Raw genomic sequence first — 19,714 nt, forward strand, 5'->3', positions numbered from 1 at the left:
GCCGATATCAGTGTTTTGCCAATGTCGGTGCCAATCCCTGTAACAAATAGTGGTTTATTCTGCATGGATAATGGTGTTTATGGTTGAAGTAAGCAGTCCGATCTGCTCAATCGTATTATAAGAGTGGAGACAAATTCGGATACGTTCGGTGCCTTGCGCTACGGTAGGGCTCAATATCGCCCGTACATCTAACCCTGCACTTTGCAATTGCTGTGCGGCTTGTTTAGCCTTATCGTTGCTATTTAATATGATGCATTGTATAGCGCTATTGCTGTTAATTAAAGGGTAGGTGTTATTATGTTGGATGCCTTGTTTAAACAGGCTGATATTTTGATGCAGGTGCTCAATTTCTGCTGTCGACTCATTTAAAAACCCGTAAGCCATTTTCACAGCCGCCAGTTGATGAAACGATGCCGCTGTGGTATAAATGAACGCCCGTGCAAAATTGATGAGGTATTCGCGCAGCAAACTACTCCCTAAAACAATGGCCCCGTGGCAGCCCAATGCTTTGCCAAAGGTTACCACACGGGCAAATACCCTGTCCTGCAAACCTAAATGTGTTATTAATCCCGATGGATAAAGACCAACGGCATGTGCTTCATCTACAATTAAGTGCGCGCCGTATTGTTCGGTTAGTTTTAGGATATCTGTAATAGGAGGGGTATCGCCATCCATAGAGTAAACGCTTTCTATCACCACATAGCAAATGCCTTTTGCCTGCTTTAACTTGCCCTCCAGGCTATCCAAATCGTTATGGCGAAATATGTATCGGTTGGCGTGGCTTAAGCGCGCACCGTCAATAATAGAGGCGTGTATCAGCTCGTCATGTATGATGGTGTCTCCCTTTTGCGGCAAGGAGGAAAACAATCCCACGTTAGCATCGTATCCCGAATTAAATAATAACCCGGCCTCGCTTTGATGGAATGTGGCAATTTGCTGTTCCAGTTCTTCGGCATAAGTTATATTGCCTGATATTAAGCGCGAGCCGGTAGCGCCGTTTAAGCTAAGCGGGTGGGTATCTATCTCGTTTTGGATGTTGCTTTTTAAAACAGGGGAGCGGGCAAAGCCAAGGTAATCGTTAGAGCAGAAGTCTATCAGGTTACTTTCGGGCCGAAGTGTGCGGTAGGTGCCCAGCAATTTGCGCTCATCAAGTTTGTTTTTTATATATGTTTCTAATGATGCCAATTGCCTGTTAATTTTCTGCTAAAATAAAAAAAAGCGGCCTATAGCCGCTTCTTTTATTTTAGCAATAACATGTATTACTTGTTGGATTGGCCACCGCCACCGCCGTTTTGGCGTTGAGCGCGCGCTTCGTCCATTTGTTTTTGATAAGCGGCTGCCTGCTCAGGTGTTAATACGGCTTTAACTTTATCGTTAGTAGCTTGCATCATAGGGCGCATTTGCGTCCTTATGTCGCCACCAGCAGTACGAAGACTATCCATTGATTTGGTTTGCCCATCGTAAATTGCTGTAATTTTGGTTACCTGGTCATCACTAAGCTTAAGGCTTTCCTTCATGGCTTTAACCCTATCGGCCGTGCTCATTCTTTGGCGGCCCTGTGCGAAACTTACTGCTGATATTCCTAAAAGGAAAAGGCAGATCATCATAATCTTTTTCATTTCTTTAGTTTTTTAGTTTAACTGATGTTATGATAAAGATAATGGTGAATAGTTTAACCTGATGTTATGTAACTTAATTGTTATGAGCTGCGGCTTAAGTGTAACTTAAATGTTGCCGTGGCTTAGTTAACGTCTTTACTGTTATTCAAATTCGCTATCGAGCGCTGCATCTGGGCCATCATGCTGGTAAGGCTTTCCATGGTAGGCTCGGGAGTAGGCATTGGCATATGGGTAGATATATAAGCCTTGGCTTTCCAGATCTCTAATACATCCTCGGCGCTTATTTCGTATGGGTCGTAAACTGGGTTGTCTGATATCAGTTTCAGGTTGCGGCCTTCCTTATATTTATTGCCGGCGCGTTTATAAACAACGCCATCATTTTTTGAGATGATCACGTATGTTTCGCCAATTTTTACATCGGCCCAGTTTTCCTGGTATTCGCCTATTATAATAGTACCCGATTGTAGCGGCAACATCGAATCGCCTTTTATTTCGAAACCACGGTAGGTGCCCTGTTTAAACATAGGCAAATAAAGCTTTGGTAATTGCCCAACATATTCAGGGTCGGCGTAACCATTTAAATAACCGGCGCTGGCTTTTAAAGGTACCATTTCAATATTTTCGTTGTCCTCTTTATCTACCGAAATACTTAGCACCCTGAGGTTTGCCGGATTGCCTTTTGGCTTTGGCGCCCACTTCTCATCAATGGTTTCGTTGATAAAATCATCAATTGAGATGTCAAAAAATATTGCTAATGCTTTTAGTAGTTCGTACTTGGGTTCTGCACGTTCTTCTTCGTATGCGCCTACTAATGAACGTTTTATGCCTACCTGATCAGCGAATTGCTGCTGGGTTAGACCCTTCTTTTTGCGAAGAAATTTAATATTTTGTGAAATATTTGCCATAAAAATTTGGAATTGCTAAAATAGTTAGTATTTTTATGCTCATAAAATTAGTAATTATTTTTTAATCAGCAAATTTTTTTATCAAATGAAGAGGTTCGTTTATATTATCACAGACAGAAACAGGAAAAATTTACATGTTGGTATGTGCACAGACTTGCTTAAAACCCTAAAGTTTTATGGTGAGATGCCTACCTTATTTTTTGATAGCGCGCAACAACTGAACCGCTTAGTTTATTTTGAGGAGATAAATACTGAAGAGCAGGCCATGGAGCGCTTTAAAACAGTAAGCACTTATACCCGCCCTCAAAAAGAAAAAATGATACGCCCGGTAAACCCGGATTGGGTTGATCTTACTGCAGGCCTAAACTACGAAAGTGGTATAAGAGTAAGGCCCGCTTATGGCAGGCCTTCTATACAAGCGGCACGCAGGGCAGTTACTGTTTAACAAAAACCAGAGCACCCGAGTTCATGCAATATCTTTTGCCGCCCCTGTCTGCAGGGCCGTCATCAAATACATGACCAAGGTGTAAGCCTGTGCTTTTTTCAATAACCTCGTCGCGGCTCATGCCAAAGCTGCTGTCGTGTACAATCTCGACCTTGTTGGGATCAACCGCTTTTACAAAACTTGGCCAGCCTGTACCGCTGTCAAATTTATCGGCCGAACTAAATAACACCTCGCCGGTGGCGGCGCTTATATAAACACCTTTCTGGTGATTATCATAATAGGCATTCTTATAAGGTGGTTCGGTACCACGGTTCACCATTATTTCGTATTGGTTTGCCGTAAGCTTCTTTTTCCATTCGGCAGCAGGTTTGCTTAACCTTCTTTTCTCCTGCTCTGCTTTATTTTGCCCGTTACTATTATCACAGCCAAAGGCTGTAAATATGCTAATTATCAGTATTGCTAAAATTGATCTTTTCATAATACTACAATTTACGAATACCTCGCCGGTATAGATGTCATGCTATTGCCAGTTTGCAGTTAACAGTTTGCAGTACGCGGTGGGCAATAAGCAATAGACATGTAGAATAAATAGTTACAGTTAACTATTCTTCACTGCTAACTGCCAACTCAAAACTGCCAACTGAAAACCCTACCATCCCGGTGCAAATGTTAAACCAAATACAGGTTTTTTAACATCCGACCGGTTAAACGGAATAGCGAAATACGGTTCCAATATAAATGCCCCAAAGAAATTTACCCTAAGGGAGATACCCGCGCTTAGTGCCGGTACACGCTGGTTGGTGTTATAAAGTGTTTCGCCGGTTGTTGGATCGGTACCTACAGCATCTGGTGCTTTTTGGAATTTTATTTCGTTGCCACCTTGCCAGGCCAGGCCGGCATCAAAAAAGAAGTTAAGATCGGTAAACAAGAATTTTGATTTGATAACAGCCAGTTTCTCGGGGCCGGTAAATGGTAAGCGCACCTCGAAGTTTGCTACCGCGATACGATCGCCTGATAATTGATCAATTGTAAAACCGTTTGTGTTTACCGTATGCGAATTATAAAAAGTTTGCGCCTCATAACCACGTATTAAAAACGGATAGCCTACATATAAAGGATACAAACCACTTACATTGTTGCCAAACCTGCCGTAGCCATAAAGCCTTGCAGCAAATGTAACAGGTGCTACCCGTACATATTTACGCAGATCAATAGTAGGCGAGAAGAAATTGTAGGTGCCTACATTGTATTCGGCCTCTAAGCGGAAACGGTGCCCGTTTAGCGGGGCGGCAATGCCAAAATAAGAATCATCACCCACCAAAGCGGTACTCATGCCATATATGGAGAAGGGCTTCAGATCGATACCATTTTCGGCCAGGAACTGTTGGCGTGATATTTTATGCTTTTTGTAATCAACAAACTGGCCAATAACTACCTGGTCGTTACCGTTTGCATCTTGCACGGTAGTATAATCATAATAGCTGCTGTATCTATCTACGCGATAAGAGTAGCGTGAGGCCGAAGTTCCTATTTCTGCCCGTAACGATCTGGAGATGGGGTAGGATGCAAATGCCTGCACCGCATCTTCAAACGTGCGGATAATGTCGGTTTTTTCTTCATAAACAGGGGTTGATGTACCATTTATATCAATATTGGTAAAACCATAACCATACGTGCCCGATTGGTAAGGAATATGTGAAACACCTAAGCCAAAATTCCAGCGGCCCTGCTGGTTAATATACATCACCTGCCCGCCAAAATCATAGATCTCGCCGTTTACAGCCACACCTGCATAGATCTGGTTGCGGCCCAAAATATCACTAAATACACCCTGTACACCACTTGATAAGCCCGTACCGTACGAACCTACCGAAGCACCAATGCCACTGCTGGCCAGATAATCTAACTTAAACTTGGGCTTATAGGGGATAGCATGTATCGAATCGAGCGGGATTTTGCTGTAGGCCAGGTAATTATTAAGGTTGTTGTTTATCAGATCGACACCCACAGCACGCAAAGGCGGTAACATAGCTGCCGCGAAGTTGGTGCTGCCAGCATCAACCACAACGGGTTTAAAATCGGACACCTTGGCGTTATAGATCGAATATTTTTGGGCGCGATAATAGGAGTAAACCACATCGTTATTATCTGAAAGACTTAGCGCGGGCGAATACTCGGTTATACCACAAATACCGGTGAACAGATCGGTCATTTGTTCTATTTTGCCGCCAATTAAAGTATAGCGATAAAGGTTGCGGAAGCCATCCCTGTTTGAAAGGAAGTAGACCTGTGTACCATCCGACGAGTATTGCGGGTTCAGATTATTTGCCCCATCAAAAACTTTAATATCGGTTACTTTGCCTGTGGCCATTTCCAGCTCAGCTAAATTGAAGGTTATATCCTGCGATAGCTTTGTATCATAAGTAGCCCTATCGCTCGAGAATATGACCCGTTTACCATCTTTTGAAAAGTTAGGCTGGTAATCTGAGTATTTATCGTTGGTAAGCTGGGTAACCTTTTTCGAATCGAAATTATACATGTAAAGGTCGCCTTGCCCTTCGGATAATCCCTGGAATACCACATTTTTACCATCCGGCGACCAGGAAAGGTTACTAAACTGCTCGGCCTTGCCCATCGAAAAATCATTCACTATGCGGCCATCGGGCACGTCAACAACCAGCATACGGTTACGCCCTTTGCTAAATACGCTAAACGCGAATTTCTTACTATCCGGCGACCAGGTACCCGCCGACTCAATAAAATTAAACTCATCGATATGTGTGTTGGATACCTTACTGGTGAGCCGTTTTATAATCCGGCCCGTTTTAGCATCAGACAGATAAAGATCAATACTGAACAAGCTTTTTGACGACAAAAAAGCCAGATACTTACCATCGGGGCTTACCGATGGGGCAACAGTTAGGTCGCCACCCACTTTATCATCAATTATACGTTTACCAACCGGCGTTTGTATCGTATCTTTCAGTAAAGGTTTATACGTGTTTTCAATAGAGTTTTGCCATAACCTGGACAAGGTTTTGTCATCATACCCAAACGTACGCCTGATGCCATACTCCAACCCGAAACGGGCTGTGTTTTTAAAGAAAGGCACAATAATAGTATCGCCGTAGGTTGACCCTAAGAACGACCAAAAAGCCTCGCCATAGCGGTAGGGGAAGTATTTATTACTCTGGGTTAGATCGCGTACAGAAGGGATATCGTGGTTCAAATAAGCATCGCGCATCCACATGGCGGTGTAGGCGTCTTTTTTACCTAAGGACAGATATTCCGCCATACCTTCAACCATCCACAAAGGCAAGTTTCCAATATTTTCAAAGTTTGACGAATCGCGGCCCAGCAGGGTATGGTATTGAAAAGCGTGAACTAACTCGTGCCCCAGTACGTGGCGTGTGGTTTGGTTTGTTTCCATTATAGGCATCACCACCCGGTTTTTTAAACCTTCGGTAATACCGCCAGTACCCACGCTAATTTCACCATCAATAGCCGTAGTCTGCTGAAAATCGGGGTGGTTGGCGTATAATATAATAGGGTTGGGCTTGTTAAATGTATCGCGGAAGATCTGTTGGTGCAGGGTGTACCACAACTCGCTCTCCTGTGCAAAGCGCTTTATCAAACTATCGTTTTTCAGATAGTAATAGATCTCGAAGTGCGGGGTTTTATAAACCTTAAACTTCAGGTTTTTATAACGCACCTTGTTTTGCCCAAAATACTGGGCTTTAGCCTGTTGGTTAAACAGCAGCGCTGCCACAAGGCACAATAATACAAAAGGATATTTTATGGATAAATTATTGGGGAACCGTTTATTCATATATAGCGTATTATACGATAATGCTAATTTAAACTAAATACGTGCCCAAGGCAAGCTTGGTTGCTTATTTTATTTTTTAGCTGGCGGCTTGTTCTCCGGGTTCTCTTCGGGTGCCGGTACGGTTACCGGCGTGGCCGTGGTATCCATAGGTATTTCCATCAAACTATCGGTTGTTGTTGTATCCTCCCTTATAATTGGCGATGGGCACATATACTCCTTAGTTATTTTTACCCATGGCTTAGGGAATGGCCCGTAAGTATAGCCGGATTTTGGATCGGCATACACTTTTTCCATAAAGGTACCAAAAATAGGGAGGGCTGTGTGCGACCCTTCGCCGGTCTCTGACGAGGTAAAGTGTACACTACGGTCGTCGGCGCCTACCCATATGCCGGTTACAAGGTCCTTAGTGATACCCATATACCAGCCATCTACATAATCGCTTGAAGTACCTGTTTTACCACCAATCTGGTTATTCTTTTTCCAAAGGCTTGGGTATTCCCACAAGGCTTGTGATGTACCGCCCGGTTCTTCCATACCACCGCGGAACATATACAGCATTAGCCAGGCCGTTTCTTCGCTTAAAACGCGTTCGGCTTTCAGGGCAAATTCTTGTATGACATCGCCTTTTTGGTCAGTGATCTTGGTTACCAGTAGCGGGTCAACCTTTTCGCCTTTATTCAGGAAAGTGCTGTATGCCCTCACCATCTCAAATACCGAAACATCATTAGAACCCAATGATACTGATGGTACCGATTTTAACGGACTTTCGATACCTATTTTGTGCGCGTATTCTACAATCTTATCCCAGCCAACATGCTCGGTAATCTGCGCGGTAATAGAGTTTACAGATTTACCCATTGCCCAACGTAACGACATTTCGCGGTACGAGAAGTGGAAATCCGCATTGTTAGGCTGCCATACATCGTCTTTGCCATTATCCTTGTATTTAATGGTCACCGGTTTATCGGTAAACTTATCGCAAGGGGTAAAGCCGTTATCCAAAGCGGTAACATAAGCAAATGGCTTAAACGTTGAGCCTGCCTGGCGTTTGGCCTGGTTAACGTGGTCGTAATTAAAATATTTGTGATCGATACCGCCTACCCAAACTTTAATTTTTCCGGTAGATGGCTCCATGGTCATCATGCCGGTGTTCAGGATCTTGGTATAATATTTTATAGAATCAACACTGGAGAAGGTAGTGTCCTTGTCACCGTTCCAGGTAAACACGCTCATGCGTTTCTTTTTCTCGAAGTAAGCATTTATCTGCGTGGTATCGCCGTTGTATTTTTTGCTTAGCAACTTGTATATCGGCAGTCTTTGCTCAGCTTTCAGCAAAAAGTCTTTTATCTCCACACCTTTGCTGTCTCTCCAGGGGTTTTTATTACCCCATAGGTTATTGAAGCGCTTTTGCAGCATCTTCATTTTTTGCGCGACAGCTTCTTCGGCGTATTGCTGCAGTTTAGAATCGATAGTAGTGTAGATCTTTAACCCATCTTCGTATAGGTCATAATCGTTTTGCTTGCACCATTTATCCAGCCATTTTTCAACCGCATGGCGAATGTATGAGTCACCCTGACCAGTTCTGTCAATATAATTAAGGTTGAGGTTTAAAGGTAAAGCTGCATTGGTAGCGTAAGCGGCCTTATCAAGATAATGATACTTTTCCATCTGGCTCAAAACCACATTACGGCGTTCTAATGAACGTTCGGGGTTAGTTTTCGGGTTATAGGTTGATGTGGCCTTAAGCATGCCTATAAGTGTAGCAGCTTCGGCAGGGTTAACCGCATCAGGTGTTTTGTTAAAATATTTTAAAGTAGCCGTTTTTATACCGAAGGAGTTGTTACCAAACGGAACGGTATTTAAGTACATGGTAAGTATCTGCTGCTTGCTATATTGATGCTCTATTTTATAAGCAGTGATCCATTCTTTACATTTAAATACAACTGTGCGTAGCAAGGGCACATACCTTATTAAACCCTGCGATTTACGCTTACGGGTACTAAACAGGTTTTTCGCTAATTGTTGGGTAATGGTACTGCCGCCGCGCCTGTCGCCCTTTGCGGTAGAAATTAAACTTCCAAAAAAGCCCAGAAAATCTACACCGCCATGTTTGTAAAAGCGCACATCTTCGGTAGCGACAAGGGCATTTATCAGGTTAGGGGAAATGCTTTTATAATCAACAGGGGAGCGGTTCTCTTTGTAAAACTTACCTATCAGCTTGCCATCCGCAGTATAAACTTCTGACGAAACCGACATGGTTGGTTGCTTAATGTCCTGCATGTCAGGCGAGTACCCAAACAGCCAGAGAAAGTTTAATTCGATGGCGCAGAAAAAAACTATAACAAAATATATAAATACAGTAAAATATCTTAGATACCGGTTCTTTATTTCTCTGAACATTGGGTAAAGATGTAAAATTAAGCGCCCAAATCATAGCGGGCGTAAACAAAAGTTAACAACGCAATTTTAATAAGTAAATTTTAAGTTAATATGTTTGATGGGAGAAATATTTTGTGAACGGTTAGGAAGGGATTTAACCACAGAGAACACAGAGGTTTTCCACAGAGGTTACAAAGATAGAATGAGTCATTAATTATATCAGTATAAATAAAGCGCTGTGTTCTCTGTGATTTTTCTCTCTCTATTCTCTGTGGTTAAAAAATCAAACTAAAATTAACTTCATTAGTATTCATTAAATGAAAAAGATATTCACTACAGTATCCATTGTGGCAGTAGCATATACATCTATGGCACAGCAGCTTATCGAGGTGGCATCGTTCGGCAAAAAACCAGCCTATTGGTGTGGCTGTCGCACCAAAAAGTAACCGCCTGTTTGTGTCATTCCCGCGTACCGAGCCTTATTTGTATGGGTTAACAGAAATTGTGAACGGGCAGCGTGTGCCTTTCCCTGATGCGGATTGGAACAAAGTTGATACTGCCCAAGCAGAAACCCACTTTATGAGTGTACAGGGTCTGTATGCCGATTACCAGAATAACCTATGGGTGCTTGACTCTTACCCGGCGGGTTGGGCCGCGGTTATTGGCGATGGAAAGAAGAAGGAAGGTAAGTTTAAACTCTTAAAAATAAGTTTAGATGATAATAAAGTACAGCGCATTTACACCTTCGATGACCTGCCAAAAGATAAGATAGCTTTAAACGATATGTGTATTGATAATAGCCGGCAGTTGGCGTACATGTCAGACCCGGGCCAGCATGCTCTAATCGTGCTCGATCTGCAAAGCGGTAAAAGCAGGGTAGTGTTAAAAGATGATAAGTCGACCGTTGTTGAACCCGGCCTTAAACTGCATCTGGATGGTAAAGATGTGGTAAATAACGATGGCACACCATTCACATCAAACGTAAACGGCATTGCTTTAACCAGCGATAACAGGTGGTTTTATTTCCGTTCTATCAATCAAACCAAACTTTACCGCATAGCTACCGAACATTTAGCCAACGTAACTTTAACCGATGCCGACCTGAGTACTAAAGTACAGATGGTTGCCGAAACGGGGATCTGTCACGGTATGATAGCCGATACCAGAGGAAATGTATACTTAAGCGATTCGCCCGACCATGCTATACAATACGTTACAACAAACGGTAAAGTGCATTTTCTGGTGAAAGATGCCCGATTGGCATGGCCCGATTCTTTTGGGATTGGCAATGACGGATACCTTTATGTAAGCGCATCGCAAATGAACCGTTTACCCAGGTATAATAACGGCGAAAGTAAAGTGGAATACCCATACAGGGTTTACAAAGTTAAATTGCCGAAGTAGCGGTTGTATCGCCGATCAGAAACCTTTCTTCAGTATGCAGCGATAGCACATTTATCTCGTCGCCAATATTTAATACACCAGTACTGTTAAAAGCCAGGTTTTGGCCAAAGAGTATTTTGTTGCCTTTACGGCGATAGCGGGCAAGGGTTTTTAAGGGTTCTTTATTTTTTACAGCGGTTTGCTGGTCAATAGTGGTCATGATACATCGGGCGCAAAGTTTTACACCGTACATATCAATACCGTTTATCGCGATGTGGTCCATCAGATCTTCGCTGTACGGTTCACCGCCTTCAAACACAATATTCGGGCGAAAGCGGTTCATGGGTAATGGTTCTGCCAGCCGCTTATTCAGATCATCTAATGAAGCCTGGCCAATGAGCAGGGCAGGGTATGCATCGGCAAAAGAAGCGATAGTACCCTGGGTGGTGTATCTTGGGTCGGTTGCGCGGTGGGTTTCATCGGGCATGTAAACCAGGCGGGCAGGGATGCCCAATTTAACCGTGAACCATGCATCTACTACATCACTTACCAGTTGCCCGGTGCAGGTATCATCCCAAATGGTAACATCCAGTAAATCCTGTTTAAGGGGGATAAAGGGGATGTTAATCTGTGAGCCGTCGGTAGTATAAATAACCTTAAGGCTATCCGTTTCCAGCTCAATTTTAAACAGGGCCATTTGCGCGTGCTCGCGCTGCGACAAGAAACGGTTATTTTCGTCTATCAGCATCCAGCGGCGATCGTGCTGCAGCCCGCGGTCGGTTAGCCGGGCGGTACTAAGAGCAATGCCACCAAACGATTTTATGGGATAAATAAACAGCTGACTAACACGAAGCATACACAAAAGTAATGCATTGGCACATGAATTTTTAAAAGAATTATAAATGTTTAAAATACAATTGATTTATTGACTATTAATTAATAGTATTGTTTGATCAATTAACCCAAATAACCATTGCCGGTTTCCCCCTGTGCCGGCTAAACCTTTTAAAATGTCAGTTAACGCACCAAACATTAATGGGAAGGCTACGGCCAACAACACTTATGATGCAATAGTAATAGGATCGGGTATTAGCGGCGGATGGGCGGCCAAAGAGCTCACCGAACGTGGCCTAAAAACCATTATGCTGGAACGTGGCCCTAATTATGAACATATAAAAGATTATAAAACCTCACAATTTAACCCCTGGGATTTTGAACACCGTGGTAATGTAACGCAGGAACAACGCAAGCAACGCCCAGTAATATCACGCAATTGGGGTGCGCAAGAGTCCATAATGGATGCCTGGGCAAATGAGCATGATGCACCATATACCGAAGTGAAACCTTTTAACTGGTGGCGATCGTATCGTTTGGGTGGCCGTTCCATTTTATGGGGACGCCAAAGCTACCGTTGGAGCGACCTTGATTTTGAAGCTAACGCGAAGGATGGCTGGGCAATCGATTGGCCTATCCGCTATAAAGATATTGCACCCTGGTATGAACATGCCGAAAAGTTTGCCGGGATCAGTGGTTCTATGGAAGGCATACCTAATTTACCCGACGGCCATTTTTTACCGCCAATGGACCTGAACTGGGTAGAGAAGGATGTAGCAGCAAGTATTAAAAAAGAATTTGGCAGGCACATGATCATTGGCCGTGTAGCTAACCTTACCAAACCTATTCCTTACCGTACCGGTTGCCAGTTCAGAAACAGGTGCTGGGAAGGCTGCCCGTTTGGCGGATATTTTAGTACGCAGTCGTCAACTCTTCCGGCAGCGTTACGTACGGGCAACCTTACCGTTAGGCCGCAATCGATTGTTACGAAAATATTGTACGATAAGGATACCAAAAAAGCAAAAGGAGTGGAGGTGCTTGATGCCGAAACAAACAAAACCTATGAGTTTTATGCGAAGGTAGTTTTTGTGAACGCCTCGGCGTTAAATAGTGCCTGGGTGCTGATGAACTCGGCTACCGATATTTGGGATGGCGGCTTAGGCAGCAGCAGCGGCGAATTGGGCCACAATATTATGGATCACCATTACAACCTTGGCGCAAGCGGCGATGTAGAGGGTTACGAAGATAAATATTACTATGGCCGCAGGGCGAATGGTACGTATGTGGTAAGGTTTGCCAATGTTGGCGATGATAAACGCGACTACCTGCGTGGCTTTGGTTACCAGGGCGGCGCAAGTAGAAATGGCTGGAGCCGTGAAATAGCCGAAATGAATATTGGCGGAAAATATAAGGACCAATTATCTGAACCGGGAGGATGGAGAATTGGTATAGGTGGTTTTGGCGAGTTGCTGCCATACCACGAAAACAAGATCACCCTTGATAAAACGGTTAAAGACAAATGGGGCTTGCCTGTACTTTCCATGGATGCCGAGATAAAGGATAACGAGCGCAAAATGCGGATAGACATTGTGAAAGAAGCTAAAGCTATGCTGGAAGCCGCAGGTGTTAAAAATGTGGAAACACATGACAGCGGCCACAATATTGGCGATGGCATCCACGAAATGGGTACCGCACGTATGGGGCATGATCCAAAAACATCGGTACTGAATAAACACAATCAGGTTTGGGATGCCCAAAATGTATTTGTTACCGATGGCGCCTTTATGACATCGTCTGCATGCCAAAACCCATCATTAACTTATATGGCTTTAACTGCACGGGCAGCAAATTTTGCCGCGGATGAATTGAAAAAAGGAAACCTTTAATAGAATCAAGAGTTTAGAATCAAGACACAAGACAGATACGAAATAGAAAATATGAAAATCAAACACACTTTTATACCCGCTTTACTACTATGTTTAATAAGTGCTTGCAGCTTTGCTAAGCCTAAAGTGCTTATATTTTGTAAAACCGCCGGTTTCCACCATGAATCTATTGCGGTGGGGATACCTGCTATTATAAAAATGGGACAGGAGAATAATTTTGACGTAGATACTACCACCAATGCGGCCAAATTTACTGCCGACAATTTAAAGCAATACGCGGCTGTGATATTTTTGAGTACTACCGGCGATGTATTGAACAACGAACAGCAAACCGCTTTTGAACAATATATTAAAGCCGGCCATGGCTTTGTTGGCGTGCATGCCGCTACCGATACTGAATACGACTGGCCATGGTATGGTAAACTGGTGGGTGCTTACTTTAAAAGCCACCCCAGCAAACAGCAGGAAGCTAATTTGGAAATTGTAGATCGCAATTTCATCGCTACAAAACATTTGCCTATAACCTGGCGCAGGCTTGATGAATGGTATAATTACAAGTGGATCGCTGATGATTTGCATGTACTGATCAAAATAGATGAGAAAAGCTACACAGGCGGCGAAAATGGCGATAACCACCCCATGAGCTGGTATCATAGCTTTTATGGCGGCCGTGCATTTTACACCGCCCTTGGCCACACCGATGCTTCATACGCTGATCCGTTATACTTGAAACATTTATTGGGTGGGATTAAATATGCGATAGGGAAGTAGTAACTTATCCTGTCTATAATTCTCTCCCAGTCTCACACCCGTCATTTCGAACGATAGTGAGAAATCTTGTTCAAAGTAATTCGGCAAACTTTGCATGATGAACAAGATTTCTCCTCGTACCTCGTTTGAAATGACAGTAGGAATTGAGCGTATTTTTTCGCCCGTTGTTGGTGTCTTCACCAACAACTTTAGGACGGGTGGCAAACATGCTTAACCCTTACTGATGCCGAATTTATTTCGGCATCTCTTCATGCTCGGTGTACGCTAAACATTCGCCGCTCATTGCCACGGGGGCTACTTCTTTTGTCTTGAAACAAAAGAAGCAAAAATTCAAGTCAGAGCGATGCTTCAGCCCGCCCTGCCGGTTCTTAACGCTTTTTACTCGATACTTCGCTGTGCTCGTCTCCATCGAAAAAAGCTAAACCGTCATTCCCGGCCGCCCACTCTGACAGGAGGCCCCACGATTTTCTCTATTTTACTTGTCATCCTGAACGACAGTGAAGGATCTATCGGCGAACTTTGCCCATCGAAATTGCCTGTCGGCGATTAGATGCTTCACTGTCGTTCAGCATGACAATAGGAAAAATGCGTTAGAGATTGCAGCGGATACCGGCCTTGCGCCTAATGCCCGTGCAGTATGAGCGGAAAGCCCGGGCCGCAGGCAACGTCCTAATTACATAGAAAAGCCCGCTTCAACTGAATGAAACGGGCTTGGTATAAAATATAAGATCAGTATATTTCTTAGTCTAAACCACCGTGGCGGTTGGATTTTACTTGCTCCGGCCATTTGCCCGGCTCGCCGGTACGGCTGTTAACAGGTAATAGGGCCTTGTCGCGTGGCATTTTAGCCGGATCTTCGCTGGCCATATAAATCAATATAGCGGTTAGTATGGCATTGCTGCGTACATCGTCAAAAACTATTTTGTCGTAAGTATCGCGGTTGGTATGCCAGGTATAATTACCGTACGACCAGCTGTTTGAGCTTAACGAGAAGCCCGGCGCGCCTACCGCAACAAACGATGCAAAATCAGATCCGCCACCACCAGGTGAGCCTGGGAAATTGGTTTTTATTTGATGACGAATAGTATCGGGAACGGCCTCTAACCAACGGTTGATGAAGTCGCCAGCACCAGAAAAGCCTTGTCCGCCAATGTTAACTACGCGGCCTGTACCATTATCCTGGTTAAATAAAGCCTGCAGGTTAGCAACAATTTCGGGATGGTCTTCAACAAAAGCGCGCGAACCATTCAGGCCCTGCTCTTCGCTGGCCCAATGGCCAACAATTATAGTGCGCTTTGGGTGGGGGTAAACTTTTTTAAGGATCCGCATAGCCTCCATCATAGTTAGGGTGCCGGTACCGTTATCGGTAGCCCCGGTGCCGCCATCCCAAGAGTCGAAGTGGGCAGATAGCATTACGTATTCGTTAGGTTTTTCGGTGCCTTTTATCTCGCCAACAATGTTAAAGGTTGGCACAACGCCAAGTTCTTTTGATTCGGTTTGTATAGTGATCTTTGGTTTATCGCCGCTTTCGGTTAGGCGGTATAGCATGCCGTAATCCTCTAAAGCGATATCAACCGTAGGTACAACCTTGGTGTAAGCGCCAAATATTTTATCAACCCCAAAACCCGCCGACCAGTTAGAGGTAACAATACCTGCAGCGCCGGCTTTTTCAAGGGCAGCAGGCAAGGTACGCCCAGTTAAACCTGTATTGCTGATGCGTTTTCTCCATGCCTCGGTTTGCTCGGTACGTGCAGCTTTCATTTTATCAATTGACCCGCTAAGGGCAAATTCTTTCCAGTTATCGTCTGGCCTGCCGGTTGGCTGGTTCATAGATATCATTACAAATTTACCTTTTACAGATGGCAGCCATTTTTGAAAGGCAACCGAGTCTGCCAATTCGGGCAGGATGATAAGTTCGGCGGTAACAGCTTTTTTCATGCCGGGGCTCCAGGCCAGTTGTGTGCCTTCTAATGATTTTACACGAGGGTAAACCATGTCAATATGCGATATGCCGCGTTCCCATCCGCGCCACTCACCCCATTTTTCCTGGCGTGCGGTAATCCCCCAGCCTTTGTATTTATCAAGCGCCCATTTACCGGCCTTGTCAAATTGAGGTGTGCCTACCAGGCGGGGGCCAATACCATCCAGAAGTTCGTGGGCAAGTTTTTCCAGTTGGGAGTTATCGGTACCTTCTTTAACAATGTTATCGACCACCGCGCTTTTGGTTTGCGCGAATGTTGTGTTCCCGGCAAATAACGCCGAGGCAATAAAGAGTTTTGTAATACTTTTCATATCAGTTGATATAGGGCTTAGTTTAGTATAGCGAATGTATAAAATGCATCGCTTAAAACATACGGTGTTTACAGCAGGGGGTGTAACATTCCTGTTGTATTCGCAGTATTCATTAGTTAACCACAGAGTAAATAGAGGTTTTCACAGAGACACACAGAGAGTGTTATTTAAATATATCATAGTAATGAAATATTCACTTTGTGCCCTCTGTGCGCACCAAACATACAATCCTCAGTGCCCTCCTGTGGTTAAAATAGAAAATTTAAAACATATTGGCTTAATTAATGCTTGATAGTAAGAACCTTAAATTCAATATATAAAATGGCACAATTAGATGTTCAGCCTAAACGTAAAGGCTCTGTTTTAATATGGATCATATTTGCAATTATTGCTATTGCGATAGCTGTTTTATTATACAAAGGCTGTAACAGGTCGGCACCTTTAAAAATTGCTACAACTGATACTGTTGCAACAGATACCGCAATAAAAGATAGCAATGTAATTGTAACTACCCAGCCGGATTGGAATGCTGTGGACTTTAATATCCCCAAGACATCATATGATGAGGTGACCGATACCGCCATTATAGTTAAGGGTAATGATAAATACGCTATTTACAGTATAGGCGAAAATATCCTGTTCGCTGCTAACGAAAGCACCCTACAGCCTACTGCCGAAGAAAAATTGAAACAGATAACCGCATCGCTTGCAAAAAGATATAAAACAGCGGCTATAGCCATTTACGGGCATACAGATTCGGTAGGGTTAGCCAGTGATAATAAGAATTTGGGTGAAGACCGTGCCAATGCGGTAAAGGATTGGCTGCTTACCAAAGGTGGAATTGATGGAGGGAAGTTATCCATACATTCATTGGGTGAAAAAAAGCCCCTTGCTACAAATGCTACCGAAAAAGGCCGCGCGCAAAACCGAAGTGTTGAGATAGTGGCTTTTACTGACAATAAATAATTACACATTTAAACATTACGACCATGTCTTCAAATAATAATACAAGTGCCCACAAGCTGCAGGAGTTAAGCGAAAGCGATTATGAGATTGTGGATAACCAGCCCGAAATATTTGGTTGGGATGTAAAGGATACGCACAATAACAAAGTAGGCGAGGTGTACGAATTGCTTTTTAGCGAGGAAACACGAAAGGTGCGCTATATAGTATTAGATATGGAAAGCAATGATATTGACCTGGAAGAAGGCCGGGTATTGATCCCCATTGAAATAGCCCAATTTGATTTAGAAAACGACAATGTGAAATTGCCGGGTGTAAGCGTTACCAATTTGCTTGCCTTGCCGCTTTATGAAAAAGGGCGGGTAATAAACGAAGATACCGACGATGAGATACGTATTGCCCTTGCAAAAGCAGAAAAAGACGCACCTATTCCTCCGGGTTCTATCCATGTTGCCCAAAATAAATTTTATGGCAAAAATGAAGAAGGATTTATAGCCGGCGACGATAACGCTTAATCAACCAATGTCATCCTGAATTTATTCAGGATTTCTCCTGGCAGGTAGCCAACATGCATGTGGGGTGCCGAAATAAATTCAGGATAACAAAGCTTTATATAGTTACAATTTTCTTAGCCTGTTCTGTTGTTATAATTGTGGCAAATTCATCCTTAAGAGTGGCTAATGACACGGCATGTACCATCTCAGCGCTGAAATTTTCTCCATTTACACCAACCTTAGCGAAGCTTACCGTAGCATCGGCGATAACATAAGTGTTATAGCCTAAATTAGCTGCCATTCTTGTAGTGGTAGATACACAATGTTCTGTAGTAAATCCGGCTATCATAACCGTTTTTATATGCTGTTCATCTAAAAGCTGTTGCAGGTTAGTGCCAATAAATGCGCTGTTTACATTTTTTGTGATGATAGATTCACCATCTAAAGGCATTGCAGCTTCCATAAATGAGTTACCGGGATTGGTTATTGCAAGCAGCGAACCGGGCATGATGGAGTTATGTTTAACGTGAAACAGCGGCAGCTCGTTTTCCCGCCAGTGTTTAAGCAAACCGGCAATGTTTTGCTCGGCCCCCGGGTTATTCCTGTTTCCGCCCCAATAGGCAACGTTATTAAAAGCGGTTTGCACATCTATAAGTATAAGTGCTGGTTGAGTTTGTTCCAAATGCAGGCTCATCATATTTGTTTTTATAAAACAAATATGATAGTTAAGTGGATGGGTTAAGTAGTCCATTTTATTTAAGAAAGATAGTCCAGTTGGTGTTTGCTTACTATCTATCTCAAAACATTATCTGTGACTTTGGCAATATCAACGGTTATTTTATTGATAAAACCTAATTGCTCTTTCATTAGCATATCATCGACCGTAAGCGGAACAGGCTGAACTTCTGGCTTTGGAACGGTATCTGTTTTGGGATGTGTTGGGGGTAAGGTAATACTTTCACCGCTTAGCCTTTTATCGGTTTCTTTTAACACGGCAATACTACGTTTTACAAGTTTAAGCATATCGGGATGTGGGGTGATTTGCCCGGACCTTATCAATGCTGAGGCTATGTTAGCCGTGTATGAGGCTAAAATATGATTAAGTACCACAAATTTATGAAGATCTTTAACGTTGCGCTGCTTGCTTTTTGGTTCAGAGGTCATACGTTCAAATGTGGCCGATAAGTTGGCCGAGTTTACATATACATCCTTCCGCGCAAGTTTGTATTCTGTTATCTCCACAACCTTCCCGGATATACTTTCAGATACCTTTTGCAGATAATTTATATTAGCCGTAATAACCGATTTTAAGGTTTCGTTAATTTGTTCAAACTCCCATGTAGGGAATAGCAAGTAACTGGCAATAAACGCGATGCCCGATCCTATCAGCGTATCAATAACCCGTTCCTGGAAAACGTTTATTGTTCCTAATCCTAAAAACTTAAACAAGATGAGCACATACGGCGTCATGAAGATGACTGCTACAATATAGTTTATTCGTAAAAAGCTATATGTACCTATCATTAAAACAACCAGGATAACAAATTGAGCTGTTTTACCGGGGATAAAATTAAGAATCAATATGCCAATGGCCCCGCCCGCTATAGTACCTATTAACCGCTGATAGTTACGCTGTTTAGATAGACTAAAACCCGGTTTCAATATCACAATAATTGTTAGCAATACCCAATAACTATGCCCACCCAGTGATACGTTCTTAGCTGTTATAAACCCCACTAAACAAACCAGCGCCACCCTTAAAGCATGCTTAAAAGCGCCCGAATCTAATGTTAGATTATCAAAAAATACATGTGGCGCGTAATCTTGCTGAGCTACAAACTTTGAATACTCTACACCGGTTGGGCCCTGCACTAAACTATCTGACGCTTTAGAGTGATAGTATTTATAAAGGTT

The 19,714-nt window shown here is 43.3% G+C and carries 17 protein-coding genes; 7 read left to right on the forward strand and 10 right to left on the reverse strand.

The window, feature by feature from the left end; all coding sequences use genetic code 11:
* Nucleotides 1–54: 54 nt before the first annotated feature.
* From JWQ85_RS03225 to JWQ85_RS03235, 3 genes are all read right to left on the reverse strand, one after another.
* Nucleotides 55–1,185, reverse strand: coding sequence for an 8-amino-7-oxononanoate synthase (locus tag JWQ85_RS03225; protein ID WP_299463855.1), 1,131 nt, complete (start codon nucleotides 1,183–1,185; stop codon nucleotides 55–57).
* A gap of 74 nt (nucleotides 1,186–1,259) precedes the next feature.
* Nucleotides 1,260–1,619: a Spy/CpxP family protein refolding chaperone gene (locus JWQ85_RS03230; protein WP_299463858.1), complete on the reverse strand. Its 360-nt coding sequence runs from the start codon at nucleotides 1,617–1,619 to the stop codon at nucleotides 1,260–1,262.
* Nucleotides 1,620–1,741: 122 nt separating this feature from the next.
* Entirely contained in the window at nucleotides 1,742–2,524 is a 783-nt protein-coding gene (locus JWQ85_RS03235; RefSeq protein ID WP_299463860.1) for a LexA family transcriptional regulator, read from the reverse strand.
* Nucleotides 2,525–2,609: 85 nt separating this feature from the next.
* Here JWQ85_RS03235 and JWQ85_RS03240 point away from each other — a divergent pair, with 85 nt between their 5' ends.
* Entirely contained in the window at nucleotides 2,610–2,969 is a 360-nt protein-coding gene (locus tag JWQ85_RS03240; RefSeq protein WP_299463863.1) for a GIY-YIG nuclease family protein, read from the forward strand.
* On the opposite strand, the gene msrB is transcribed toward JWQ85_RS03240, so the two are convergent.
* From msrB to JWQ85_RS03255, 3 genes are all read right to left on the reverse strand, one after another.
* Nucleotides 2,959–3,447 (reverse strand): peptide-methionine (R)-S-oxide reductase MsrB, encoded by a 489-nt coding sequence (msrB, locus tag JWQ85_RS03245; protein WP_299463866.1) that lies wholly within the window; start codon nucleotides 3,445–3,447, stop codon nucleotides 2,959–2,961. The two genes, JWQ85_RS03240 and msrB, sit on opposite strands and share 11 nt — an antisense overlap.
* Nucleotides 3,448–3,618: 171 nt before the next feature.
* Entirely contained in the window at nucleotides 3,619–6,798 is a 3,180-nt protein-coding gene (locus JWQ85_RS03250) for a DPP IV N-terminal domain-containing protein (protein ID WP_299463869.1), read from the reverse strand.
* A gap of 69 nt (nucleotides 6,799–6,867) precedes the next feature.
* Nucleotides 6,868–9,198, reverse strand: coding sequence for a transglycosylase domain-containing protein (locus JWQ85_RS03255; RefSeq protein ID WP_299463873.1), 2,331 nt, complete (start codon nucleotides 9,196–9,198; stop codon nucleotides 6,868–6,870).
* A gap of 296 nt (nucleotides 9,199–9,494) precedes the next feature.
* Here JWQ85_RS03255 and JWQ85_RS03260 point away from each other — a divergent pair, with 296 nt between their 5' ends.
* Both JWQ85_RS03260 and JWQ85_RS03265 read left to right on the forward strand, forming a co-directional pair.
* Nucleotides 9,495–9,623 carry a hypothetical protein gene (locus JWQ85_RS03260; protein WP_299463875.1) on the forward strand — a complete coding sequence of 43 codons (129 nt, stop codon included), beginning with the start codon at nucleotides 9,495–9,497 and terminating at the stop codon, nucleotides 9,621–9,623.
* Nucleotides 9,601–10,581 (forward strand): L-dopachrome tautomerase-related protein, encoded by a 981-nt coding sequence (locus JWQ85_RS03265; protein ID WP_299463878.1) that lies wholly within the window; start codon nucleotides 9,601–9,603, stop codon nucleotides 10,579–10,581. The genes JWQ85_RS03260 and JWQ85_RS03265 overlap by 23 nt, the downstream gene beginning before the upstream one ends.
* On the opposite strand, the gene JWQ85_RS03270 is transcribed toward JWQ85_RS03265, so the two are convergent.
* A complete protein-coding gene (locus JWQ85_RS03270; RefSeq protein ID WP_299463881.1) occupies nucleotides 10,565–11,416 on the reverse strand; it encodes an MOSC N-terminal beta barrel domain-containing protein in 852 nt (283 codons plus the stop codon). The two genes, JWQ85_RS03265 and JWQ85_RS03270, sit on opposite strands and share 17 nt — an antisense overlap.
* Before the next feature lie 154 nt (nucleotides 11,417–11,570).
* Between JWQ85_RS03270 and JWQ85_RS03275 the strand changes: the two genes are divergently transcribed.
* Both JWQ85_RS03275 and JWQ85_RS03280 read left to right on the forward strand, forming a co-directional pair.
* Nucleotides 11,571–13,280, forward strand: coding sequence for a GMC family oxidoreductase (locus JWQ85_RS03275; protein ID WP_299463884.1), 1,710 nt, complete (start codon nucleotides 11,571–11,573; stop codon nucleotides 13,278–13,280).
* 51 nt (nucleotides 13,281–13,331) lie between these two features.
* A complete protein-coding gene (locus JWQ85_RS03280; RefSeq protein ID WP_299463887.1) occupies nucleotides 13,332–14,051 on the forward strand; it encodes a ThuA domain-containing protein in 720 nt (239 codons plus the stop codon).
* A gap of 741 nt (nucleotides 14,052–14,792) precedes the next feature.
* On the opposite strand, the gene JWQ85_RS03285 is transcribed toward JWQ85_RS03280, so the two are convergent.
* Nucleotides 14,793–16,343 carry a M20/M25/M40 family metallo-hydrolase gene (locus JWQ85_RS03285; RefSeq protein ID WP_299463890.1) on the reverse strand — a complete coding sequence of 517 codons (1,551 nt, stop codon included), beginning with the start codon at nucleotides 16,341–16,343 and terminating at the stop codon, nucleotides 14,793–14,795.
* 321 nt (nucleotides 16,344–16,664) lie between these two features.
* Between JWQ85_RS03285 and JWQ85_RS03290 the strand changes: the two genes are divergently transcribed.
* Both JWQ85_RS03290 and JWQ85_RS03295 read left to right on the forward strand, forming a co-directional pair.
* Nucleotides 16,665–17,309, forward strand: coding sequence for an OmpA family protein (locus JWQ85_RS03290; protein ID WP_299463893.1), 645 nt, complete (start codon nucleotides 16,665–16,667; stop codon nucleotides 17,307–17,309).
* 23 nt (nucleotides 17,310–17,332) lie between these two features.
* Nucleotides 17,333–17,821, forward strand: a complete 489-nt coding sequence (locus JWQ85_RS03295) for a PRC-barrel domain-containing protein (RefSeq protein WP_299463896.1) — start codon at nucleotides 17,333–17,335, stop codon at nucleotides 17,819–17,821.
* Between the two features lie 94 nt (nucleotides 17,822–17,915).
* On the opposite strand, the gene JWQ85_RS03300 is transcribed toward JWQ85_RS03295, so the two are convergent.
* Both JWQ85_RS03300 and JWQ85_RS03305 read right to left on the reverse strand, forming a co-directional pair.
* A complete protein-coding gene (locus JWQ85_RS03300; RefSeq protein ID WP_299463899.1) occupies nucleotides 17,916–18,551 on the reverse strand; it encodes a cysteine hydrolase family protein in 636 nt (211 codons plus the stop codon).
* A 41-nt stretch (nucleotides 18,552–18,592) separates the two neighbouring features.
* Nucleotides 18,593–19,714, reverse strand: a 1,122-nt coding sequence (locus JWQ85_RS03305; protein WP_299463902.1) for an FUSC family protein, incomplete at its 5' end; no start/stop codon positions are given.

The sequence above is a fragment of the Mucilaginibacter sp. genome (assembly GCF_028288105.1).
In the GTDB taxonomy this organism is placed as follows: Bacteria; Bacteroidota; Bacteroidia; order Sphingobacteriales; family Sphingobacteriaceae; genus Mucilaginibacter.